Raw genomic sequence first — 22,631 nt, 5'->3', positions numbered from 1 at the left:
TGATCTTGGTCAAGTGTAATAGGAATTCGCACTTTTGACATATAGGTGTAACACTATGACGTTATTGATATTTAATATTGCGCCGCAACATTAAATCATGTCAAAACTTTGTCCTTCAATTGCCATGAATTCTCTTGTTAAAACGGCAATTGGGCGGTAGAGATGCATCTCTGGAATATCTTCAATTGCATTACAAAGATCGTCATACCAAGGGCGAATATGCTCATTGAAAAAAACCCTTTGGTTAGCAAGGTTTGATACCTCCACGTCATCTCCAGCAATGAGATAGCGCATCACTTCACACAAGGCTGAGATATGGTCTTCAGTCTCAGTCACTTCTTCTGAGGCCTCAAGACCAAATTCCTCAAGCGCCCTCCGAATATTGACTAATGGCCGCTCATTCAAGTGTCCTGCCATATAAAAAGATCCATTAAGCACCACATTCGGCTTACCCACACTAACGAAGTTGAGGTCGAATTCATCGTGCCAGGCTTTGGCGGGGTTATTTTTGGCCACCTCGACAAGATCCATCCAAGCTTTCGCCAAAGGAGCGCTGTCGGCTGCATCTTGCTGATCAGCAGTGGCAGCAATTTGATCTAGAAGCGTTTGATCTGGCGGCAAATGAAACAATCTGGCAATCAATCCATATAGATCTGCTCTTGCTAGATCCTCCGGCAAACCCACCTCACCCACTTCAGTTACTGAATTTTCTTTTGCATTAGTTGAGTCTGTCATGTTTCTTTCTTCACCATATCTACCACTCGACAATCACCACACATCTTGAGTCTATCCATCGCCGCCCCTGCAAAAGCACCATGAGCGCCTAGCTTAGCAAGCATCAGATCAATCATCTTTGAGGTCCCAAATGGTTTACCGCAACTAATGCAATGAAACGCTTGGGCCTCATTCAGCACAGCCTTTTGTTTGCGTTGCTCTACTTTACGTAAACGTGGATCTAAGGCTAAGGCCTGCTCAGGACAAGTTTTTACGCAGATGCCACATTGCACGCATTGCTTTTCAATAAAAGACAGGATCGGCTCATCAGGGTTATCCAAGAGCGCGCCTTCAGGGCAACTACTTACACAAGACATACATAAAGTGCAAGATTCCGCATTCATCGCGAGACCACCGAGCAATGAAGTTTTTGGAAGTGGCGCTCCTGCTTCTGGCAATGCTGTCTTAGCCTGTTTTTCTAGATGCTCCAAAACCGCTTCTAGAGCCTCCCGTTTTTGATCAGACAAGCCAAAGCTAGCTGGAGTACAAATCGCCTTCAAAGCACCTCGCTGGCGCAGTGAACCCATTGCATTTGAAACGGTTTGCAAGTCATCTACAGAATTTGCCATCACCAGATGAACGCGATCATCAAAGCCATAAGCCTGCAAGATGGCATTGGCTAATTGGGATTGCTCCTCCAGTGCTAAGCGGTAAGCTGGATCTTCATCGCCACTTAATAAGAGCGCTACCTCAGAGAAGCCATAACTAAGTGCACCCAGCCATAAATCCAGCCCTGTGGATGCGATGTGTTCAATGGCGTATGGAATCACAAATGCAGGCAAGCCTTCAAATTGCTTTGGCATGACATGAGCAGATCGGCCAAGGGCATCAATCATCTGAGTGCCTGATGTCAAAGTATGCAAAAGTAAACTAGGCGCAGTGGTGAGATGAAGTTTCTTGGCCTCAGCACTAAATACACTGGCTAGGTTTTTTAACTCTTTACCTTGATGCGATACGCTGGGGTAGTTATAGCGCATCGCTCCTGATGGACAAACGGTTGCGCATGCCCCACAACCCATACACAGGTTGGGATTGACCTCAACACTACCTTGACCGTTTTTAAATACTGAAGCAATAGCACCAGTAGAGCAAACATCAATACAAGCGCTGCAACCCACTTTACCGTTACGGCCATGAGCACAGATCTTGTCCTGATAAACAAAATATTTTGGCTTCTCAAATTCGCCAACCATCTCTACCAATTGATTTACTAGTAAAGCCTGCTCAAGCGGATCATTACCTGGAGCAAAATACCCCTTTGGAGTCTGACTCATACGCATTTTGGGGTTTGTACGCAAATCGAGTATCAAATCAAATTCAGCATCACGTGCCCGTTCAGTACGATCAAAAGAAATAGCGCCAATACTTGCACATGCTGTGACACAAGCGCGGTGAGACTGGCATTTATCAAGGTCGATTTGATAAGAAAGATTGATTGCATTTTCTGGGCACGCTACCACGCATGCGCCACAACGAGTACACATCTCTGGATCGATGGGATTTTGTAAATCCCAAGCAACTAGGAAGTTCCCAAGATAACCATCTAACTTTGTCACCTCGCCGCTATAAATCGGATAGCTTCGCGCCAAAGGAAGGTCCCCAGGCTCTGTGCATAAAACCGATACATCTAAGGATTGGCTCAGCTTTTCTGCCCAAGGCAGAGCTTGAGAGCCTGCCCCAATAATGAGTAACCTACCCTGGCTTTCATAATTCACTACAGGTACGGGTTCAGCCTCAGCCATATCGGCTAAAGCAAGTAAAGCAGCCATCTTCGGTCCTGAAGATTTCGCTTCTTGAGTCCAACCGGCTACCTCACGAATGTTGACAAAACGTAAGGGTGCTACCAATGGTTTCTCTGATTGTTCTGCCAACTCAGTAAATAAAGCACCTTCTTGTGTACAGGCGACAACAATAGAATCCGCGCCATCTAGTGCTTTTAAAAATGAGCCGACCTCTTGCCTACACAAAGATTGGTGTACTGGAACACCCAAAGCCTTTTGATCTAGAGGCATAGTGCCATTGCAGTTACAAACTAATTTTTGACTCATTGAAGATCTTCTTATGTGTTTTTCTTTTGTACTGGCTCAGCTTGTGCAGCGTCAGGCTCTACAGTTGGAGTGGATGTTAAATCAGTTTGATCTTGGGAAGTCAGGTGCTGAGTACTCTTCTGCCCTTCAGACTCTGAGGGCTCAGCCTGCTTCTGAAAGAGCTTGAGCATATCACTTTGCGCCATTCTCTCTAGCATTCCCGGAGGCAAAGGATCTGGTTTGGAATAGTCGTCAATATAGATATCTAAACCATCCATGATGTTGAAGTGTGGATCCGTAAACATTTTCTTAAGAGCTGCCTGCTGTACCGCCGGATCAACATTAGGCTGCATAAATGCGGAGAAGTCGGGAGCAAAACGATCAATCTTTTCCACATCCCCGAGAGTTGCTAGTGGCGGCGTTTCTTCCTCTTCGGCCGGAGGGACTGACTTCTCAGCAAGCTCTTTGGCTGGCTGCATAGGCTCATCCGCTTTATCTGCTTGAACTTTGCGGCGCGACCAACGACTGAGAAAGCCATCTGCCATCATTCCTCCACTGGCCGTTCTGCGCCTTTGAATGAGGCTGGTTTATGACGCTTCTTGGGTTCAGGTCGATAGTGCTCATTGACATACTCTTGTAGCCAAGAAGCATGTTCATCACTCATCGCGATCGTATCTACAGATTCACCACCATCAAGCAAGCGAGCAGCTTCGTTATAGCTCACGCAAATGCGATGCGGTACTGCAATAGTGTTTTCCTCTTGAGCAACTGAGAGTGATTGCGGATCAATATAGCGGGCGATATCTTCCTCTAGGCGCCACATCACGAACCAGCAAGGAGTGGTTGCGGAAACGTTGAGGTAATAGCCCTCAGCTTCATCAAGAAAAAGATTTAGCTCAAATCCAGTAAATAACCAAGATTCACCATCTTTGTCACGCCCCAGAAATTGACCAGAGATCACATTGCTGGAATTATCCTGAGAATGAAATTGACCAAAATCAGGCAATACCTCCTGCGGAACCCAGCGATGTGACACCCACGGGTTATCCAAATTTTGCTTACGCATGATTACTGCAAAGCGCATAACGGCTCAGGACCTCAGGTATTTTGAACCACGATACTCGGGAATTTGCTGCTCATATCTTTCGATAGAGTAGCAATCCGAATAGCGACTTGTCTAGCAATGTTTTTATAAATACCGCTGATTGCTCCATCAGGGTCCGCTACTAAAGTCGGACGTCCAGCATCAGCTTGCTCACGAATGGACAGATTGAGTGGCAATGCGCCCAAGAAATCAACCTCATACTCTTGACACATTTTTTCACCGCCACCACTGCCAAAGATATGTTCTTCATGGCCGCACTGCGTACAAACATAAGTGCTCATGTTTTCAATAATGCCAACGATGGGTACTCCAACTTTTTCAAACATCTTTAGACCTTTGCGCGCATCGAGCAAAGCAATATCTTGCGGAGTGGTAACAATGACTGCACCCGTGACAGGAACTTTTTGCGAAAGCGTGAGTTGAATATCACCAGTGCCTGGTGGCATATCGACAATTAAATAATCTAAATCACGCCAGCGGGTTTGGCGAAGTAACTGCTCTAAAGCTGAAGTAACCATAGGGCCACGCCATACCATCGGTGCATCTTCCTCAATCAAGAAACCGATTGAACTGGCTTGCAGGCCATGACCTTCCATTGGTTCGATAGTATTTTCTTCAACAGACTCTGGTCTGCCAGTAATGCCCAGCATCATCGGCTGACTTGGGCCATAAATGTCCGCGTCCAAGATGCCAACTTGAGCGCCCTCAGCGGCGAGCGCCAAAGCCAAGTTCACTGCAGTAGTGGATTTACCAACACCACCTTTGCCACTAGCCACAGCAATAATATTCTTCACGCCCGGCAAAAGCTTTACGCCACGTTGCACAGCATGCGCCAAGATTTGACTGCTGACATTAACGCTGACATTTTTTACGCCAGGTAATTCACGGACGGCGTTAATGACAGACTTACGAATAGCATCAAACTGACTTTTGGCTGGATATCCTAAAACAATATCTAAAGAGATGTCGCCATCATCCACACGTAAATTTTTTAGGTTTTTAGCGCTTACAAAATCGACCTGAGTATTTGGATCAACCAAGCCTTTGATGGCACCTTGCACAGCTTCTACAGTAACGGACACTACCTTCTCCTTTGATACGCAAATCCAGGAGCGATCCCGGAACTGCTGAGTCTATTTTTATTGAATACCGCTTAGATTAACCGCACCCACGAAAAATTGCTGAGGCGGACTAGGATTTACTGGGAAACCGGGAAACCCGCTTCAGTGATCAATTCGCTAGCCTGTGCAGATGATAGGGATGTCTCCAAATTTACGATTTGAGATACCAAATCTGCTTGAACCTGGGCCTGTGGATCTTGAGCCTGAATTGCCCTAGTAATTGCGTTGATGCACCCACCGCAGGTCATGCCAGACACTTTTAAACTCAACATATAGGCCCTTTTGTAGTAAATGTAGGTCAATGCAGTAGATTATCTTCTATATATGAGTATCCCAAAAGAGCACTCCTCCGACTTATTCACCCTAGACATTGGCGGAATGACTTGTGCCTCTTGTGTCGGTCGCGTTGAAAAAGCCCTCAGCAAAATTTCCGGAGTAGAGGCGGCGAGTGTCAATCTGGCTACCGAACAAGCTAGAGTTCGCCTGAATACATCCTCTTTGAGCAAAATCGAGGATGTTATCGCTGCGGTGAAAAAAACAGGTTATGAGGCACATTTAAGCTCTCCCCATCAAAGTGCACAAGTAAAACCTGCGCAAACTTTTTGGGGTAGCGATGGTCTCGGCAGAGTATTACTCAGCTTTGCCTTTTCGACCCCATTATTTTTACCTATGCTTCTCATGCCATTTGGCATTCATTGGTCACTCTCTCCAAAATGGCAACTTCTATTGGCAAGTCCAGTGCAATTCTTTTTAGGTTGGCGCTTTTATAAGTCTGGCTTTAAAGCGCTTATGTCCGGCGTGGGCAATATGGATTTACTAGTTGCGCTAGGCACCAGCGCCGCTTATGGTTTAAGCGTATATGAAATGATCGCCAATCCCCTTACCAGCCATGAGTTGTATTTTGAAGGCTCTGCGGTGATCATTTGCATGGTGCTTCTAGGAAAGTGGTTAGAGGCCAGAGCAAAGCAGCAAACCAGTGAAGCAATTAGTGCATTACAAAAGCTATGGCCAGAACATGCCAAGGTGCTTCACCCGGAACTTGTTATTCAAGATGGAGTGGCCCTAGATCAATATCGCGATCTGCCCTTAGAACATGTATTTCCTCAAGATCGTATTTTGGTTTTACCAGGAGAGCGCATTCCCGTAGATGGCTTAATCCTTTTAGGCAGTAGTCACGTGGATGAATCTTTGCTTACTGGAGAAAGTATTCCACTTAAAAAATTGATCAACGACAAAGTAATAGGCGGCTCTTTAAACGGTGAAGGTCTATTAGTTATTGAGGCACAAGCTGTTGGCGTAGAAAGTGTTCTCTCAAAAATCATTTCTTTAGTTGAAGACACGCAAACCCAAAAAGCGCCAATCCAAAAGTTGGTAGATCAGGTAAGCGCTATTTTTGTTCCGAGCGTACTTGTTATTGCCCTGATCACCGGAATTGCAAACTGGCTGTATTGGGATTCAGCGGCGATTGGGATCTTACGCGCAGTATCAGTCCTAGTGATTGCCTGCCCTTGTGCTCTGGGTTTGGCAACGCCTGCTGCCATCATGGCAGGCACTGGAGTTGCGGCACGCTTTGGTATCCTGATTAAAGATCCTCAGGTATTAGAGCTAGCGCATCGCTTAAATATTGTGGCCTTTGATAAGACCGGCACGCTCACCATTGGCAAGCCACACTTACTCGAGCTTATTCCGCTTGATCAGATGATGAATAGCGCTGCTCGAGATGCCATTTTGGCCAGTGCAGCGGGCTTGCAGATGGGTAGCGAGCACCCATTAGCAAAGGCCTTATTGGATACAGCCAAACAAAAAGGGATTACCCCAATTTCACCTACTGAAAGCAAAGCAATTTCGGGTGTAGGCATCTGTGGCAAACCCAGCTCAGGACCCTGGGTTGGTCAAAACTTATGTCTACAAAGTCTTGCTTCTTTGGAATCTAATCCACACTACAAACTGATATTAGCTAAAGCGCAGTCCTGTCTTGAGAATGGACAAACCGTTTCTATTTTGATGAACGAACTCACTTCGTCACCAATTGCTATTTTGGGTTTTGGTGATGAACTCAAAAATCATGCTCAAGCTGCAATTACTTCTTTAAAACAAATGCAGATCCGTACAGTCATGATCTCGGGAGATAACACTGCTGCTGCAAATCGTGTAGGTCAATCCATTGGAATCAATGAAGTCTTTGCGCAGATCCTACCTAGCAACAAAGCTGACATCATTCGCAAATTGCAATCTCCTGGGATTGATGGAAAGCAAGCATGGGTAGCCATGATTGGCGATGGAATTAATGATGCTCCTGCGCTGGTTGCAGCGGATGTGGGAATGGCAATGTCTACTGGGACTGACGTAGCTATGCAAGCAGCTGGTATCACCTTGATGCGCGGTGATCCTACTTTAGTTGCAGATGCGATTGATATCTCTAAGAGAACTTGGAAAAAGATTCAGCAGAACTTATTCTGGGCATTTATCTTCAATGCAACTGGGATACCTTTAGCTGCTTTAGGCTACCTCTCTCCAATGCTTGCTGGAAGCGCAATGGCCCTCTCAAGCTTTTGTGTACTCAGCAATGCCTTATTGCTTAAGCGCTGGCATCCTACTCAACGTTAGACTTTGATGTGCTTATTTTGAGTTTTTACGGACCAGCTCTATATCACCATAAAAAGCACGGGTCTCTGATTTGGTATTGTCGGTATCAGTGAGTAATGCAATACCAATTACTTCGCCAGGTGCTTCACCATAAGCGCGCTTGTAATCAGCTGCAAGATCGCGTTGATGCTGATGCCATTGGCCCAGGCCATCCCAACCCGAGTCGACCACAATCATCTTGATGCGGCTGGTATGTGCATTGGTGATGATGGTATCAACTGGGGTTTTACCAGACCAGATATACATCAGGGTTGCGTATGGCATTTCTTGACCACTAATTAAATTGGCCATCTCAAAGTTCAGACGCTCTTTAAGTGAGAGCTTTGATTTGTTTCCATCAAAAGCCACTAAGATTCTCAAAGGCGCATCGTCACTTGGACCATCAGCATTGTCTGCATTAGGAATTGCATTGGTTGCCTTCCACTCCCATTGCAGCCATAAATTGCTTGCTGAACGTGGCCGCAGCTTTACCGCCAATCCAGAGGCAGATGTTTTAGAGTTAGCACTCAAGACCGTTCTGCCTTGATAGCTCTCCAGACGATAGACAGTATTCTTTTTGTAGGGGGCTATTCGGTAAAAATTCCAACCGTTTGGCATCCCTTCGCGGGCCGTCTCAGCAGAAAATTTAGGCAGCTCTTCCTGGGCCGGCAACTGATTGATATTCAATGCCTGACCTGACTCATCTTGAACGGAGCCCCCTCCAGGGCCTGCACAGCCAAGCAAGGTCGCGATAATACAAGTCAAGAAGAGATAACAAAGGGATTTCAGCATGACTCAATTGTCCCAAAGAATCGTCCAAGTAAGTCTAAAATCCAAGCATGCGCCATCAATCACCTACAAGCTGGGCTGCAATCTGCATCTGTTTAGCAGCGATTGTGCATTTTGGCTTAGGGTTTTCGATTGAATTCTCAGTCGACGAAGCGCACTATGCCCTGTATGCCGAACATCTGGCATGGAGTTATTTTGATCACCCACCCCTAGTCGGATGGATTCAGTGGCCATTAGTAGCTCTCACCTCAACAGAGGGCCTCATCCGTATTATTCCTGAGCTACTCTGGATCATCTCCTGTTTATTGGTTTATCAAGTCACACTGGAAATTCACCACTTTATTCAGGGGCGTAATTCGGGTTACCTCACCAGCGCACTCCCCTCAGCCAATACTTGTGGACTAATGGCAGTGCTTGCAATCATCGCTGCGCCAATGCCACATGTTCTAGCAATTGGTTTATTGCCCGATACCTTGCTTGCACCCCTGAGTCTTGGTCTCATGTATATGGCGCTGCGTTGGTTGATTCAAGACCACTTCACTATCGCAGACTGGCTATTGACTGGTGCTTTATTGGGCTTGGCAGGCTTAAGTAAATACACCGCCATCTTTACTGCTTTTGCTCTATTGCTTGTCTTTATTAGCGCCCGCAGAAAACCTTGGATAGGAAGACTTGGGTTGTGGTTGGCAATCCTGCTGGCACTATCGTTTATCACTCCGGTGCTGTACTGGAACTGGGTCAATGATTGGATTTCATTTAAATACCAAATTGCCCATGGAAGTGGTGGTACTTGGTTATGGCGTCGATTGGCAGCCTTCCTTGGCATTCAGATTATTGCTTTCGGCCCACTATTGATCGTAGGCAGCTACCTCTTTCTCAAAGATTGCATGCACGCAACAAAACTTTCTTTGCTGTCATTGCTGGGATTCTTTTTTATTCCCTTTGTGGTCTTTGCGAGTCTTTCTGGTGGTGGTGGCTTACCTCACTGGACAACACCAGCATGGTTTTGTCTAGCGCCCTTTGCCGGAATTGGTTTAGCTAAAGCATGGTCGGTGCAACACCGAAAAATCATTCGAGCTCTATTCATCTTTCAGATTGCACTATGCCTCATTGGCTTTGGATTTGTTTTGTCTGGTGGCATTTCCTCAACTGTCGTCAAAGCAAATCCTATTGCAGATTTGTATGGCTGGAAAATTGCCGGAAAAAAAGCTGCCAACTTAGTAGAAGCGAATAAAGCTGAGGGCATTGCCGTGCAGAATTGGACGCTCGGAAGTCGAGCTGCTTGGTATGCAAAACCTACGCCAGTATTTGTATTAGATGAAAGAAAAGATCAATTCGACCTCTGGTTCGGGGAGTTACCAAAGGGGGCAAATATCCTCTTAATCAACTGGTCTGGGATGGCCTTCCCACCCCCTGTTGGTAATCAGTCAGCCTTTGAGCGTTGCGAACCTTTAGAGGCCTTAGAAATCGAGCGCTTTGGCCAGGTATTGTCAAAATTTGACTTTAGCCTTTGTAGTAACTGGCAGGGACCCCCGGCGAGCAAGTAATTAGCCTAAATTCAGGACCTTAGGCGCCCAAACCATTATCCTTACGCCTATGAGTTCATCAGCCAATACCACCCCCAAAACCCCTTCCGGGTGGAAATCAATTCTGAAACGTGCATGGCCAACCGTCCGCATTCTGTTATCGATTGCCCTACTCTGGAAGGCAACTAGTGGAATTGATTGGCATACCCTGCTCCATTCAGAAATCAAGATGGAGCCAGCTTGGTTAATTGCTGCTGCAGTAGCAATCTGCTGCGCTTTTATTTGTGGCGGTCTTCGCTGGGGATTTTTAATGCGCAGTGTTGGCTTTCACGGAAGTCTAAAAAGTTATGTCGCTCTGTATTTTGCAGGCGGACTTATTAACCAAGGTTTGCCAAGTACTCTAGGGGGCGATAGTTATCGCGCAATCACAGCTACCCACTTTACGAATAGCGATAAGCTCGCCGAAACAAAAGCGTTAGATGAAGAATTGCATCATTCAGTAGATTTGGGGCATGCAACACCTAAACTACGCTTGAGTTTTGCAATGACGCTAGTAGACAGACTTCTTGGCCTGGCTGGAAATAATCTACTTGGTGGTTTAGGCCTGATTCTTGGAGGCGCTACTTTAGCCGCCTGGGGTCAAGATTTAGGTTATGCAGTCATGGCTGTCATGCTCTTCGCTGGAGTGATCATTGCCTTAGTATTAGCATGGACTCCGAGCCGACAATTTCTACAAAAACTTTTAGACCGATTACATATGAACAAAGCCATGCCAGGAATTCAGTTGGCATTTTCATGGCCAATGAATATTGCTCAGGCCCTGTTTGGAATTGGCATCCACAGTTTCATTATTCTGGCATTTAGTTTTTGTCTCAGAGCCTATGGTGCGGAAGCACCTATCTCCAGCTTAATGATTGGCCTACCAGCACTCAGCCTACTTCTGATGTTACCTATTAGTATTTCTGGCTGGGGATTACGTGAGGCCACCCTCTCTTCAGTGCTAGCCTTATGGGGCGTCAATCCTTCCCTCACTGTAATTGCATCCATTAGTTATGGCGCCATCACTGTTTTATCGGTATTACCTGGCGCATACTTTTTACTAAAACGAAAATAATTCTTCAGAATAAAAATATGACTATTAGCGTCAATACCATGCGTGCCATTGATCATTGGGTCGGCGTACCGCTTTGTGCGATCGCCACTCCGCTGGTAGCGCTCATGGATAGCGCCCGGAATCTTTTGAGTCGTGAGCCTCAGGCCCCAAAAAAACTACTGTTTATTGAGCTCTCAGAAATGGGAAGTGCTATTTTGGTTGATCCTGCGATGCGTAATGCCCAAGCGCGTGGAGCTGAACTGTTCTTTTTGATCTTCAAAAGCAATCGTGCGAGTCTGACTTTATTAAATACTGTTAAACCTGAGAATATTTTCACAATTGATTCATCTAGCTTAGGTGGCTTGATTAAAGATACTCTCCGCTTTCTAATCGTTGCTCGCCGTCATCGCATTGACACTGTGATTGATTTGGAGTTGTTCTCCCGATTTACCGCTTTACTCACTGGCTTATGCGGTGCAAGACGTCGCGTGGGATACCATATCTTTCATGGCGAAGGTTTGTGGCGTGGTTGCATGCTCACTCGGAAGGTACATTACAACCCACATATCCACATCACCAAGAACTTTTTATCCTTAATTCATGCGGCTTTTGCTGACAAGATTGAAGTGCCATTCAGCAAAATTCAGATTCCGGATTCTGAAGTACGTTTAGAGCAAGCTGTGATTAATCCAGTAGCACTAGAAAAGGTTCGTGAGCGGATTGAGAAATTGGCCAAAGAGGCTGGCATTGAATATGTTTATGGCAAGCATCGCTTGATTTTAATTAACCCTAATGCAAGCGATCTATTGCCTCAACGTCGCTGGGCACAGCAACGCTTCTCTGAATTAATTCAGGGGGTTCACGAGCAATACCCCCATGATTTGATTTTGATCACAGGCTCCCCTGCTGAATTGGCTTATGTTGAAAAGGTACGCGTGGTTGCCAATGTCAAAAATGCATTGAACTTTGCAGGACAAGTAAGCTTTGCAGAATTGCCCCCGCTTTACACCCTTTCTGATGTGATGGTCACCAATGATTCTGGTCCGGGTCACTTCTCAGCTGTTACAGCACTAAGAACAGTGGTCCTCTTTGGCCCAGAAACACCAGCCCTGTATGGCTCAATTGGTAACTCGATTGCAATCACTGCGAACTTGGCCTGTTCACCCTGCGTCAGTGCAGCCAATCATCGCAAAACCCCCTGTCACGATAATGTTTGCATGCAAGCAATTAGCGTGACTCAAGTTTTGGAGAAGGTGAATATTCAACTACAAGCGGCCGATCAGGCAAAAGGTCGTTAAACCGAATGCGCAATCGGGTCGTTTCTGTATATGCTTGGTTGATTCCGCTACTGCCATTGGCGCTTGCCTTGGCAATCTATTTGGGTGAGTTTCAGAGCGTCACTTTTCTATTTATCAACCACTACACCCAGTTTCTACCTGATACTCTGTGGGCATGGTTCACCTTTCTGGGTAATGGTTGGGGCACATTTGCCATTGCATTCCCATTGATATTGTTAGCGCCTCGCGCTTTAACAGCAGGCCTCATTGCTGGCGCGCTTTCTGCACTTGCAAGTACTTCGCTTAAAAACTTTTTTGATTTGCCAAGGCCTGCAGGAGTATTGCTAGATGGGAGTTTCCATCGCCTGGGTGAACCCCTGCTCCAAAAAGCCTTTCCATCAGGCCACACTCTCACAGCCTTTGCTATCGCTACTGCTCTGTATTTTTCTTGCGAAAAAGATAAGCGCAGACCGATGCTGATTTTATTTGTGATTGCAGCTTTAGTTGGTCTATCGCGCAATGCAGTGGGAGCACACTGGCTTACGGATGTGCTTGGTGGTGCAGGATTTGGTATGTGGTGCGGAATGCTTGGAGCAATTCTGACTAATTTAATACCCAACCGATACTTATTATTTAATGGGTTATGGCTTCGCCTAGTTGCCATCGGCGGTGTAGTTGCAATTTATGCGCATCTGACACAAATCATGGATCATGAATTAAATCTACCATTGCAATACGCATCGGTAGTCATTTTGCTCATCACGCTAGCCCTATTCATTAAAGCGCAATTGAATTTCACTTCCCCAAAGTCAAAGTAATTCAATATGTTTAGTTATCGACATGCTTTTCATGCTGGCAGTCATGCAGACATACTGAAGCATCTGACCCTAATTCATCTAGTTGAGTACCTGCAAGAAAAGCCTGGCGCACTCACCATTGTCGATACTCATGCTGGTGCTGGCGTATATAGCCTGAAGGATGGTTTTGCAGCGGTAAGCAAGGAAGCTGAAGGTGGAATTATTCGACTCCTCAAGTTCATTAAAGATGGCAACTCTATTCCTGAGGGTGTTCAGAGATATCTCGACCTCATTCAAGCAGAAAGCAGCGGGAATGCACTTGATATCTATCCAGGATCCCCTTTTATTTTGGCGCGAATACTCAGGCCGCAAGACAGACTCAAGCTGTTTGAACTACACCCAAAAGAAATTGATATTCTGCGTCACAATATTGGCCAACTAAAACAAGCCAAACAGATTGATGTTTATGCTGAAGATAGCTTTGCAAGACTTAAAGGTCTATTGCCGCCTCCCAGCAGACGCGGCTTGGTCTTGATTGATCCGTCTTATGAAGACAAACAAGACTATCGGTATCTCGAAACAGCGATGGAAGAAGCTCTGCAACGTTTTGCTACCGGTTGTTATGCTATTTGGTATCCGATTCTTTCCAGAAGAGAGTCGGCTGCGCTACCAGATCGTCTCAAAAAGATTGCAAGCAGCCATAAACGCTCATGGCTTCATACTGAATTACGGGTTGAAAATGCACCTGGTGAAAGGCGGCTACAAGCCAGTGGTATGTTCATTATTAACCCGCCGTGGACTCTAGAAAAACAATTAGCAGAAGCGCTACCCGTCTTGACTAAGGCCTTAGGTATCGGTGGTGGGGCTCAGTTCTTACTGAAGAGTTTTGAAGCTTAGAGCTGCTCATTTTAGTCACGAACATCAATCATGATCTCGTTACGACGCAGAAATGGCAAAGTCCAGGGCGGATTGTAGCGAGCAAATTTGGGGGCACTTATCGGCTGGAGATTTCTAGTTTTCATCCATTGCTCAAGCTCTAGAGTTCTTTCAGCAACCTTGTTCTCGTTGTAAAAACCAGAAAAATTGATTACAGCACGCTTTACTGCAGGTATCTGACGAATCTGAACCTTCGGGTTTAGCGGTTTTGGCAAACTTTCCATGGTGTACTCAGAAGGCATGACAAATGAAACAGTCCATTTCCCAGAATTGGCTTCGATATTGACTGGCGCAGTCATAGCAATCTTGGCACTTTTAGGTAATTGCTCTTCAACCGCTACTGGTGCAGTCATCGCAATTTTCTCGCTGACCTGATTCTGCCCAAAAATATAGGCTGCAATTAACCGAAAGCCCTGACTTGAGGCTTCATCTAAGTCGCCCTCGACCTGAACCTCGGCCAAGATCATTGGTGCATAAGATCTCAGCTCAAATGGGGCTGTTTTTTCCAAAACAGTAAATTGCGGCTCTTCAATTGCCATCACAGCTCCTGCAAATAGAATCACAATCAGAAATAGTGTACTTCTGATCAAGGGGCGCCAAAGAGCCATCTACCAATTGGCCTTAAGAGTAAATCCAGTAACACTGTAATTGAGGCTAGCGCTTGCACCAACGGGCAAAGTTACTTTATTGGCTTGATGACCAAACGGCAATTCCGTCAAGATGGGGATAGCGTCAGAGAGGCGGGCGCGAATCGCCTCGAATGCCCGCTCTAATGAGTAGCCCCGATCGTTATCGTACAAACGATAGGCAGAAAAGCCCCCCAATAGAATTGCAGATTGATTACTCAGCACACCTGCATCTAGCAATTGCATGAGCATCCGCTCAATCCGATAGGGGTGCTCGTTTACATCCTCTAAAAATAAAATGCCATTTTTTGTTTGCTGCTCAGATGGCAAATATTGGGTTCCGACCAAGCCAGCCAATACAGTGAGATTGCCGCCCCATAAGATCCCTGAAAAGGAACCAGAACTTGATTTTCCTAAAAAGGATTGGGGGGCAGATACAGTGCAATCCAGTTTTCGTTCCTGAATGGCACTTTGAAAGTGCTCCCACATGAATGTATCAGGAGCAATAGGATTAGCACTTTCGTCTAGCTTTCCAAAATCATAATTGAGCATTGGGCCAGCCAAAGTCATAGCACCAGTGTTTGCAAGCAAACCTAACTGAAAGACTGTGAAGTCACTATGTCCACAAACTTGTAAGCCATTTTCAATCGACTTGGCGATCCCGGCCCAATCAATTTTCGGAAGTAAACGATGAATGCCATAGCCTCCACGCATCGCCATCACAACTGACTTTGGATTTAATTTGGATAGGCCATTTAATTCATTTAAGCGTGCCTCGTCAGTTCCAGCAAAGCGCTCATGCACTCGCTTTACACACTCTGCATTCTCAATGGCTATACCTTGATGCTTCAGCCAGTCGATACCTGCTAAAGGACTTTTATCATCCAAGCTCGCTCCAGAAGGTGCAATCAAGTGAATCGCTTTCAACGCCGCTCCTTAAAGAAATCCCGCAATAATTGACCGCACTCTTCGCCCATCACTCCACCCTCTGCAGTAGTCTGATGATTGATTTGTTTTGATGAGAATACATCTAAAACGCTCCCAGCAGCACCGGTCTTGGGGTCAGTAGCCCCGAACACGATACGCTCAACCCGCGCATGCAAGATCGCACCAGCGCACATCACGCATGGCTCAAGAGTCACATATAGAGTGGTGCCAGGTAAGCGGTAATTTTTCTCAGATAAAGCTGCCTGTCTCAGAGCTAGCATTTCAGCATGGGCGCTAGGATCACGATGGGTAATGGGCTGATTAAACCCCTTGGAAATGACTTGACCATTACGCACAAGTACTGCGCCCACAGGCACTTCGCCTGCAAGAGCAGCTAAATTAGCTTGCTCTAGAGCCTGCTGCATAAACTGTCGATCGAGCTCAGCTTGACTCATTTAGGACCGATGTACATCAGCCCAGCAATTGGGTGTCTCATATAAACGAAGGGCAGAAAGTTCGAGGCGTCCGCCGAAAGCTTTTACAAAAACAGGTTTCAAAATAGCAAATGCAGTATTAGCTAGATTCTCAACAGTAGGCACATGTTCCATCACTACAGTTTTGTGATTAGGCAAGGTGGCCAAGAAGGCAACTAAGCCCTCATCTTCTTTTGCCACAAGAAATGCATGGTCCCAAACGTCAACAATATATTGATTGGTCAAACGCTTGATATCGCCAAAGTCGAGAACCATACCATCATCCGCTTTTCCAGGATGATCAGCCACCTCTCCCGTTAAAGTGACTTCAATAGCATAGCGATGTCCGTGCAAGTGTTTACACTGGCCGTCATGGTTAGGAATACGGTGACCCGAATCAAATTCAAGACGGCGGGTAATAGAAATTGCAGGTTGTTTACTGGTCATTAAGCTCAATCACGTTCTATCGAATACCTATTAGTTTATGGGATTGGAGACTCAGCCTCCAAAGGGGGCGCCTTTGACAGAGGCTAACCGCTAATTGCGTATTGCTTTTGAGGTTAGGTCCATCCATCGGCTGCAAGAATCGATTGCGATAATCCATCTTCTCAAAGCGCGCCATTAATTTTTCTAATGATTCTTCCGCTTCCTGTGGGACAACTAACTTGAGCTCATTTGCCTGCAACACAATCAAATCAGAACCCGCTTTGGGGCTAACACAAACCCAATCAATACCTTTAGGAACCTTAATGGTGCCATTAGTTTCTATCGCGATCTCAAAACCCTTGAGATGAAGCTGCGCAATCAACGCATCATCCAATTGCAGCAGTGGCTCGCCTCCAGTAAATACAACGTAGCGCTGCTGTGGTCCAGCTGAAGTGCTTTTCCAGGAAGCCTCTATTGCATCCGCTAAATCTTGGGCAGTCTCAAATTTGCCCCCACCAACACCATCGCTGCCTACAAAATCGGTATCGCAAAACTGACAAACTGCGGTCGCACGATCTTCTTCGCGTCCGCTCCATAAATTACAGCCAGCAAAACGACAAAATATTGCAGCACGCCCTGCTTGGGCGCCTTCACCTTGAAGTGTTGGGAAAAGTTCTTTAACGGTATACATAGCAATACCATTATTTTAAGCGCTTTAGCTACTTCCAGGAGACCAGATCCCACTCCAGATAATCTTCCCAGTAGGCGTTAGCCCAGGTTACACCAAGAGTAAGGTACCGCCCATAACCTCTTCGTATCACCCAGCGGCCAATTTCTGGGGAAAGCCAGACATCTTCTTGACGATAATTCGCGACTCTAAAAACATCGTTACTCTCAAAATAGGGTGCCTTGTTTTGATATTTGAGAGTGGTGAATTGTCCAGCTGGTACTGAAACTCGCTCCCATTCAATAGCATTGACATTGAGCCCCCAGTAGTAACTGGAGTCAGGGTAGCCAAGAGCCTGATAGCGAGTTCGGTAGAAACCCGACCATCCAGGGACTAACTGCTCCGGCCATAAAGGCATTGCCTGCTGAAATACCTGCGGTGGACTCCAATGTGGGTCCTGTAAAACATAACCCCAAGGAGGCTGAATTTCATCTGGCAGGCGTCCGGCTTTTTCTCCAGTGCGCTCTATGCGAACTTCTTTACCAACCGACACTACTCGTTCAGTTACGGTATCAACTACGGCTTGATTAAAAACATTCCTCACCGTATAAACCCATTCTTGACCAATCTTTGGAGCCCGAACTTTTGGAGGAGTTATTGGCGCAGGCAAGACTGCCCCCCCTGGATAGGGTTGAGAGGAGATGCAGGCCGTCAATAGAAACGGGAACAGTGCAACTAAAACTAAAGAGGTGAGTTTACGCATGAAGTTTACTTATAAGCGGTGAGCTGCCACTGATAACTCCCCTCCAATATTTCTGCACCTATCTGCCCCTGAATCATATAAGACCCAGATATCTCGCGTGCAACCCAGCGGCCAATATTTGGAGCAAACCAAACTGTTTCTTTGCGTATGCAATCTACTTTATTCGGATCAGAACTTTCATAATTGATGAGATTCTGAAAGCGAAGCGTAATAAAAGTACCTGCGGGAACAGTAATCTTCTCCCATCCATGAACGCTCATATACTCCTGCCAATTGAGCCTTGAATCAGGGTATCCGGCAATACTGTATTTCGTATTAAATTGCTTGCTCCAGCCAGTTGTTAACTCCTGAGGCCAAAGCGGCAAGGAGGGGTTAAAGTTGAGTAAACGAGGCCATTGTGTGTCTGTTGCAACCATTCCCCAAGAGGTTTGAATTTCACTTGGCAACATCCCGCCATCCTCAGCGCTCCGATCAATCACGATATTTGGGCCAATCTTTGAGATACGTTCAGTAATCAGCCCAAGTGTTTTGCCATTAAATACATCTTTTTTAATGTAAGTCCACTCCTGCCCAATTTGTGGTGGACGAATGGCAGGTATCGGTTGAGGAACTACGACTGGTATGCCGGTCTCATATGAAAGGGGAACTCCACAAGCTACAGGAGCTAAAGCAGCAGATGCAATAAATGTGCGACGCGATAGATTCATAAAACCTCCTCAATACGGATATTCATACTACGTACCCAGCAAACTTAATTCCTCTTGGGTGAAGCCCGCTTCTTTACGTGCTTCCAAATTAAAAGGACCCCTCAAACTCGGAGCTCGATAGGCAAGAGCTAATTCCTTATAAGCTTGAATTGGAGAAATATTTTCTTTTGCGCACAAGAAATTAAACCATTGATTGCCTATCAATACATGACCAACTTCATCCCTCAGGATGATTTCTAAAATTTCAACTACCTGGATATCTTTAATTTGCTTGAAGCGATCTCGGATCGCTGGAACCGCATCTAAACCTCTTGCCTCCATGGTTCTTGGAACAAGCGCCATCCTGGCAATGATTGCATCAGATGTTCTCTCAACCATCTCCCACAGACTGTTGTGAGCTGGGAAGTCGCCATAAGCAAAACCCAGCGACTGTAGGCGCCCCTCTATCAAACTAAAGTGATATGCCTCTTCCTTGGTAACTTTGAGCCAATCTGCATAGTATTGCGTTGGCATCTCAGGGAAGCGCCAAATCGCATCCAAAGCGAGATTCATCGCATTAAATTCAATATGGGCAAGGGAATGCAGTAAAGAAACTCTTCCCTCCGGAGTTGCCATCGATCGCTTAGGAACCTCTAAAGGAGGAATTAATTGAGGTTTTACTGGTCTGCCAGGAAGTTCAAGACCTTGGGCATTAAAAACTTCTGTTGTGTTGAGTTCTATCTTTTGCTGATGGTAATCAGCAAATAATTCCTGAACACCCGCCACTTTTCTTGCGGGGTCTGTGACAGCTAAAAGTTCAAGTGCGGTTTGACGTAATTCAGGCATATACCAGTACAAACCAAATCTGATTTATTCCCACTCAATGGTGGCAGGTGGCTTTCCGCTGATGTCATACACTACACGGTTGATACCGCGGACTTCATTGATGATTCTATTGGAAACTTTGCCCAGTAATTCATGTGGCAAATGGGCCCAATGTGCCGTCATAAAGTCCTGAGTCTGCACCGCTCTGAGTGCAACCACGTACTCATAGGTTCTGCCATCACCCATCACGCCAACAGACTTCACTGGCAAGAACACTGCAAATGCCTGACTGGTTAAGTCATACCAAGACTTCTGACTTGCCTCATCAATCGTATTGCGTAATTCTTCGATAAAGATTGCGTCAGCTCGCTGCAAAAGACTCGCAAATTCTGCTTTGACCTCGCCCAAGATACGAACCCCCAAACCTGGGCCTGGGAACGGATGGCGATACACCATTTCACGGGGTAAGCCCAATGCCACTCCAAGCTCACGCACCTCATCTTTGAACAATTCGCGCAAAGGTTCAAGCAACTTCAAATGCATATCCTCAGGCAAGCCACCAACGTTATGGTGACTCTTAATGGTATGAGCGCCCTTCTTGCCTTTGCCAGCAGACTCGATCACATCTGGGTAAATTGTCCCTTGAGCAAGCCATTGCGCATTTTTTATCTTGCCCGATTCGCTTTGGAAAATTTCTACAAATTCTTTACCGATGATTTTGCGCTTTGCCTCTGGGTCGGCAACGCCAGCCAGTTTTCCCATAAACGTGTCTTTGGCGTCAACTCGAATTACTTTCACACCGAGATTACGCGCAAACATCTCCATCACCATGTCACCTTCGTTTAAGCGAAGTAGGCCATGGTCAACAAACACACAAGTCAATTGATCGCCAATTGCACGGTGAATTAGAGCAGCGGCAACACTAGAATCTACACCGCCAGATAAACCCAGAATGACCTCTTCATCACCCACTTGTTTGCGAATATGTTCGACAGCTTCACTAATGTAGTCGCCCATCACCCAGTCTGGCTTGCAACGGCAGATCTCATGGACGAAACGTTCTAAGATTGCAGTACCTTGAATGGTATGAGTGACCTCTGGGTGAAACTGAAACGCGTAAAAGCGACGCTCTTCATCTGCCATGCCAGCAATAGGACAAGACTCCGTAGAAGCCATCAACTTAAATGATGGAGGCAGGTTCGTTACTGAGTCACCATGACTCATCCACACCTTGAGAATGCCATGGCCTTCGCTGTTAGAAAAATCTTCAATACCTTTAAGCAGATCAGTGTGGCCATGTGCACGCACTTCTGAGTAACCAAACTCGCGTGCTTTACCTAATGACTCCGCAGAAGCAACAGCGCCCCCCAATTGGGTTGCCATGGTTTGCATGCCATAGCAAATACCTAATACCGGCACACCTAATTCAAAAACAATTTGAGGAGCACGTGGACTTCCGTCCTCAGTGACAGAGCTAGGCCCTCCAGAGAGAATGATGCCTTTGCCACCCTGCTCTTGAATGAACTTACGGATAAATTCTGGATCACAGTCATAAGGATGGATCTCTGAATACACCCGTGCATCACGTACACGTCTAGCAATTAGTTGAGTTACTTGTGAACCAAAGTCGAGAATCAGTATTTTGTCGTGCACGAAAGAAGCAACCCTAATTTCAGTCTTAATCAATGTGGTAATTCGGTGCTTCCTTAGTGATCTTCACATCATGAACGTGAGACTCGCGCACGCCTGCAGAGGTGATTTCCACAAAATTGGCTTTTTCATGTAACTCGGCAATGGTTTTGCAACCAAGGTAACCCATTGAAGAGCGAATGCCGCCTGTGAGCTGATGCAAGATTGCTAGGACACTACCTTTATAGGGAACTTGCCCTTCAATGCCTTCCGGGACCAGCTTTTCAGCATTAGCCACAATATCATTCTGGAAATAACGATCGGCAGAACCATCAGCCATCGCACCCAATGAACCCATGCCACGATAACTCTTATAGGAGCGTCCTTGATATAAGAATACTTCGCCAGGAGCTTCTTCTGTGCCAGCAAAAAGACCACCCATCATCACAGCGCTTGCACCAGCCGCCAACGCTTTGGCAACGTCACCAGAGTAACGCACGCCACCATCAGCAATGAGTGGAATACCTGTGCCTTTCAGTGCAGTAGCAACATTCACAATCGCAGTAATTTGCGGAACACCAACACCCGCAACAATTCGGGTAGTACAAATAGAGCCCGGACCGATACCAACCTTCACACCATCGGCACCATGATCAGCCAAAGCCTTGGCTGCATCACCGGTGGCGATGTTTCCACCAATCACCTGTACCTGAGGATAATTTTTCTTGACCCACTTAACGCGATCTAATACACCTTGGCTGTGGCCATGTGCAGTGTCGACCACAATCACATCCACGCCTGCTTTCACTAAGAGCTCAATGCGCTCGTCATTATCAGGGCCAACACCCACCGCCGCGCCCACGCGCAGCTTACCTTCGCCATCTTTACACGCATTTGGATGTTCGGTAGCTTTCAGAATATCTTTAACCGTGATCAAGCCACGGAGTTCAAATTTGTCATTAACGACCAAGACACGCTCTAAGCGGTGTTGACTCATTAAGCGTTTGGCCTCATCAAGAGTACAGCCTTCTTTCACAGTCACCAAACGCTCACGGGGAGTCATTTTGGTTTTTACTGGTGCATCTAAGTCTTCTTCAAAGCGCAAGTCACGGTTAGTAATGATTCCCACTACTTCTTTGCCGACTAAAACTGGGAAGCCAGAGAAGCCATGTTCGCGAGAAAGCTGAATGACTTGGCGCAGAGTAAAGTCTGGGCCTATCGTAATCGGGTCACGTAAGACACCAGATTCATAGCGTTTGACTTTGGCAACTTCTCGCGCTTGCTCAGCGGGAGTTAAATTTTTATGAATGATGCCAATACCACCTTCACTAGCCATGGCAATTGCCAAACGACCTTCCGTGACGGTATCCATCGCAGCAGATACCAGTGGTGTATTGAGTGAAATATCTCGAGTTAATTTACTAGCCAGACTGGCATCTCGAGGAAGTACCGAAGAATAGGCCGGTACGAGGAGCACATCGTCAAAAGTGAGTGCTTTTTGAATGAGTCGCATGCAAAACCCCTAGTCGCAAAAACAGA

At 46.2% G+C, this 22,631-nt stretch carries 23 protein-coding genes; 6 read left to right on the top strand and 17 right to left on the bottom strand.

Translation table 11 applies throughout. From position 1 onward, the window contains the following. Positions 1–90: 90 nt before the first annotated feature. From IEN92_RS06270 to IEN92_RS06245, 6 genes are all read right to left on the bottom strand, one after another. Entirely contained in the window at positions 91–735 is a 645-nt protein-coding gene (locus IEN92_RS06270) for a molecular chaperone (RefSeq protein WP_216161660.1), read from the bottom strand. Beyond that, entirely contained in the window at positions 732–2,822 is a 2,091-nt protein-coding gene (locus IEN92_RS06265) for a 4Fe-4S binding protein (RefSeq protein WP_216161657.1), read from the bottom strand. The genes IEN92_RS06270 and IEN92_RS06265 overlap by 4 nt, the downstream gene beginning before the upstream one ends. 11 nt (positions 2,823–2,833) lie before the next feature. Further along, positions 2,834–3,346 carry a DUF3306 domain-containing protein gene (locus tag IEN92_RS06260; RefSeq protein WP_216161654.1) on the bottom strand — a complete coding sequence of 171 codons (513 nt, stop codon included), beginning with the start codon at positions 3,344–3,346 and terminating at the stop codon, positions 2,834–2,836. Then, positions 3,346–3,867 carry a DUF3305 domain-containing protein gene (locus IEN92_RS06255; protein ID WP_370623881.1) on the bottom strand — a complete coding sequence of 174 codons (522 nt, stop codon included), beginning with the start codon at positions 3,865–3,867 and terminating at the stop codon, positions 3,346–3,348. Before IEN92_RS06255 ends, IEN92_RS06260 begins: the two co-directional genes overlap by 1 nt. A gap of 32 nt (positions 3,868–3,899) precedes the next feature. Beyond that, a complete protein-coding gene (gene apbC, locus IEN92_RS06250) occupies positions 3,900–4,988 on the bottom strand; it encodes an iron-sulfur cluster carrier protein ApbC (protein ID WP_216161648.1) in 1,089 nt (362 codons plus the stop codon). Between the two features lie 116 nt (positions 4,989–5,104). Continuing rightward, positions 5,105–5,299, bottom strand: coding sequence for a heavy-metal-associated domain-containing protein (locus tag IEN92_RS06245; RefSeq protein WP_216161645.1), 195 nt, complete (start codon positions 5,297–5,299; stop codon positions 5,105–5,107). A gap of 52 nt (positions 5,300–5,351) precedes the next feature. Between IEN92_RS06245 and IEN92_RS06240 the strand changes: the two genes are divergently transcribed. Beyond that, positions 5,352–7,634, top strand: a complete 2,283-nt coding sequence (locus IEN92_RS06240; RefSeq protein ID WP_216161642.1) for a cation-translocating P-type ATPase — start codon at positions 5,352–5,354, stop codon at positions 7,632–7,634. A gap of 12 nt (positions 7,635–7,646) precedes the next feature. Here IEN92_RS06240 and IEN92_RS06235 read toward each other — a convergent pair whose 3' ends face one another. After that, on the bottom strand, positions 7,647–8,444 hold the full coding sequence (locus IEN92_RS06235) for a DUF3047 domain-containing protein (RefSeq protein WP_216161639.1): 798 nt from the start codon (positions 8,442–8,444) through the stop codon (positions 7,647–7,649). 47 nt (positions 8,445–8,491) lie between these two features. Between IEN92_RS06235 and IEN92_RS06230 the strand changes: the two genes are divergently transcribed. From IEN92_RS06230 to IEN92_RS06210, 5 genes are read left to right on the top strand one after another with little or no spacing between them, the layout of a single operon-like run. Next, a complete protein-coding gene (locus IEN92_RS06230) occupies positions 8,492–9,988 on the top strand; it encodes a glycosyltransferase family 39 protein (RefSeq protein WP_216161637.1) in 1,497 nt (498 codons plus the stop codon). A gap of 49 nt (positions 9,989–10,037) precedes the next feature. Continuing rightward, a complete protein-coding gene (locus IEN92_RS06225) occupies positions 10,038–11,081 on the top strand; it encodes a lysylphosphatidylglycerol synthase transmembrane domain-containing protein (RefSeq protein ID WP_216161634.1) in 1,044 nt (347 codons plus the stop codon). Positions 11,082–11,098: 17 nt separating this feature from the next. Next, a complete protein-coding gene (locus IEN92_RS06220) occupies positions 11,099–12,358 on the top strand; it encodes a glycosyltransferase family 9 protein (RefSeq protein ID WP_216161631.1) in 1,260 nt (419 codons plus the stop codon). 5 nt (positions 12,359–12,363) lie between these two features. Beyond that, entirely contained in the window at positions 12,364–13,155 is a 792-nt protein-coding gene (locus tag IEN92_RS06215) for a phosphatase PAP2 family protein (RefSeq protein ID WP_216161628.1), read from the top strand. Between the two features lie 6 nt (positions 13,156–13,161). Beyond that, a complete protein-coding gene (locus IEN92_RS06210; protein ID WP_216161625.1) occupies positions 13,162–14,031 on the top strand; it encodes a 23S rRNA (adenine(2030)-N(6))-methyltransferase RlmJ in 870 nt (289 codons plus the stop codon). A gap of 11 nt (positions 14,032–14,042) precedes the next feature. On the opposite strand, the gene IEN92_RS06205 is transcribed toward IEN92_RS06210, so the two are convergent. The 10 genes from IEN92_RS06205 to guaB form a co-directional block, all read right to left on the bottom strand. Next, complete coding sequence (locus tag IEN92_RS06205; protein WP_215375873.1) at positions 14,043–14,609, bottom strand: heme-binding protein; 567 nt, start codon at positions 14,607–14,609, stop codon at positions 14,043–14,045. Between the two features lie 69 nt (positions 14,610–14,678). Next, positions 14,679–15,623 (bottom strand): LD-carboxypeptidase, encoded by a 945-nt coding sequence (locus tag IEN92_RS06200; RefSeq protein WP_216161622.1) that lies wholly within the window; start codon positions 15,621–15,623, stop codon positions 14,679–14,681. Continuing rightward, positions 15,620–16,078 (bottom strand): tRNA adenosine(34) deaminase TadA, encoded by a 459-nt coding sequence (tadA, locus tag IEN92_RS06195; RefSeq protein WP_216161619.1) that lies wholly within the window; start codon positions 16,076–16,078, stop codon positions 15,620–15,622. The genes IEN92_RS06200 and tadA overlap by 4 nt, the downstream gene beginning before the upstream one ends. After that, a complete protein-coding gene (queD, locus tag IEN92_RS06190) occupies positions 16,079–16,543 on the bottom strand; it encodes a 6-carboxytetrahydropterin synthase QueD (protein ID WP_215375864.1) in 465 nt (154 codons plus the stop codon). A gap of 16 nt (positions 16,544–16,559) precedes the next feature. Continuing rightward, complete coding sequence (gene queE, locus IEN92_RS06185) at positions 16,560–17,213, bottom strand: 7-carboxy-7-deazaguanine synthase (protein WP_216161617.1); 654 nt, start codon at positions 17,211–17,213, stop codon at positions 16,560–16,562. 28 nt (positions 17,214–17,241) lie between these two features. Continuing rightward, entirely contained in the window at positions 17,242–17,952 is a 711-nt protein-coding gene (locus IEN92_RS06180; RefSeq protein ID WP_216161614.1) for a hypothetical protein, read from the bottom strand. Positions 17,953–17,957: 5 nt separating this feature from the next. Then, positions 17,958–18,659 (bottom strand): hypothetical protein, encoded by a 702-nt coding sequence (locus IEN92_RS06175; protein ID WP_216161611.1) that lies wholly within the window; start codon positions 18,657–18,659, stop codon positions 17,958–17,960. A 27-nt stretch (positions 18,660–18,686) separates the two neighbouring features. Beyond that, positions 18,687–19,484 (bottom strand): ferritin-like domain-containing protein, encoded by a 798-nt coding sequence (locus IEN92_RS06170; RefSeq protein ID WP_216161608.1) that lies wholly within the window; start codon positions 19,482–19,484, stop codon positions 18,687–18,689. Between the two features lie 24 nt (positions 19,485–19,508). Next, complete coding sequence (gene guaA, locus IEN92_RS06165; RefSeq protein WP_216161605.1) at positions 19,509–21,116, bottom strand: glutamine-hydrolyzing GMP synthase; 1,608 nt, start codon at positions 21,114–21,116, stop codon at positions 19,509–19,511. A 25-nt stretch (positions 21,117–21,141) separates the two neighbouring features. Further along, positions 21,142–22,605 (bottom strand): IMP dehydrogenase, encoded by a 1,464-nt coding sequence (gene guaB, locus IEN92_RS06160; RefSeq protein WP_216161602.1) that lies wholly within the window; start codon positions 22,603–22,605, stop codon positions 21,142–21,144. Positions 22,606–22,631 lie beyond the last annotated feature (26 nt).

The sequence above is a fragment of the Polynucleobacter sp. MWH-Creno-3A4 genome, from assembly GCF_018881885.1.
GTDB lineage: Bacteria > Pseudomonadota > Gammaproteobacteria > Burkholderiales > Burkholderiaceae > Polynucleobacter.
This window is presented reverse-complemented; position numbering and strand designations above follow the sequence as displayed.

Coding starts and splice junctions, on each gene's coding strand:
- IEN92_RS06270 (WP_216161660.1), bottom strand. CDS start 735: ATGACAGACTCAACTAATGCAAAAGAAAATTCAGTAACTGAAGTGGGT.
- IEN92_RS06265 (WP_216161657.1), bottom strand. CDS start 2,822: ATGAGTCAAAAATTAGTTTGTAACTGCAATGGCACTATGCCTCTAGAT.
- IEN92_RS06260 (WP_216161654.1), bottom strand. CDS start 3,346: ATGGCAGATGGCTTTCTCAGTCGTTGGTCGCGCCGCAAAGTTCAAGCA.
- IEN92_RS06255 (WP_370623881.1), bottom strand. CDS start 3,867: ATGCGTAAGCAAAATTTGGATAACCCGTGGGTGTCACATCGCTGGGTT.
- IEN92_RS06245 (WP_216161645.1), bottom strand. CDS start 5,299: ATGTTGAGTTTAAAAGTGTCTGGCATGACCTGCGGTGGGTGCATCAAC.
- IEN92_RS06240 (WP_216161642.1), top strand. CDS start 5,352: ATGAGTATCCCAAAAGAGCACTCCTCCGACTTATTCACCCTAGACATT.
- IEN92_RS06235 (WP_216161639.1), bottom strand. CDS start 8,444: ATGCTGAAATCCCTTTGTTATCTCTTCTTGACTTGTATTATCGCGACC.
- IEN92_RS06230 (WP_216161637.1), top strand. CDS start 8,492: ATGCGCCATCAATCACCTACAAGCTGGGCTGCAATCTGCATCTGTTTA.
- IEN92_RS06225 (WP_216161634.1), top strand. CDS start 10,038: ATGAGTTCATCAGCCAATACCACCCCCAAAACCCCTTCCGGGTGGAAA.
- IEN92_RS06220 (WP_216161631.1), top strand. CDS start 11,099: ATGACTATTAGCGTCAATACCATGCGTGCCATTGATCATTGGGTCGGC.
- IEN92_RS06215 (WP_216161628.1), top strand. CDS start 12,364: ATGCGCAATCGGGTCGTTTCTGTATATGCTTGGTTGATTCCGCTACTG.
- IEN92_RS06210 (WP_216161625.1), top strand. CDS start 13,162: ATGTTTAGTTATCGACATGCTTTTCATGCTGGCAGTCATGCAGACATA.
- IEN92_RS06205 (WP_215375873.1), bottom strand. CDS start 14,609: ATGGCAATTGAAGAGCCGCAATTTACTGTTTTGGAAAAAACAGCCCCA.
- tadA (WP_216161619.1), bottom strand. CDS start 16,078: ATGAGTCAAGCTGAGCTCGATCGACAGTTTATGCAGCAGGCTCTAGAG.
- queD (WP_215375864.1), bottom strand. CDS start 16,543: ATGACCAGTAAACAACCTGCAATTTCTATTACCCGCCGTCTTGAATTT.
- queE (WP_216161617.1), bottom strand. CDS start 17,213: ATGTATACCGTTAAAGAACTTTTCCCAACACTTCAAGGTGAAGGCGCC.
- IEN92_RS06180 (WP_216161614.1), bottom strand. CDS start 17,952: ATGCGTAAACTCACCTCTTTAGTTTTAGTTGCACTGTTCCCGTTTCTA.
- IEN92_RS06175 (WP_216161611.1), bottom strand. CDS start 18,659: ATGAATCTATCGCGTCGCACATTTATTGCATCTGCTGCTTTAGCTCCT.
- IEN92_RS06170 (WP_216161608.1), bottom strand. CDS start 19,484: ATGCCTGAATTACGTCAAACCGCACTTGAACTTTTAGCTGTCACAGAC.
- guaB (WP_216161602.1), bottom strand. CDS start 22,605: ATGCGACTCATTCAAAAAGCACTCACTTTTGACGATGTGCTCCTCGTA.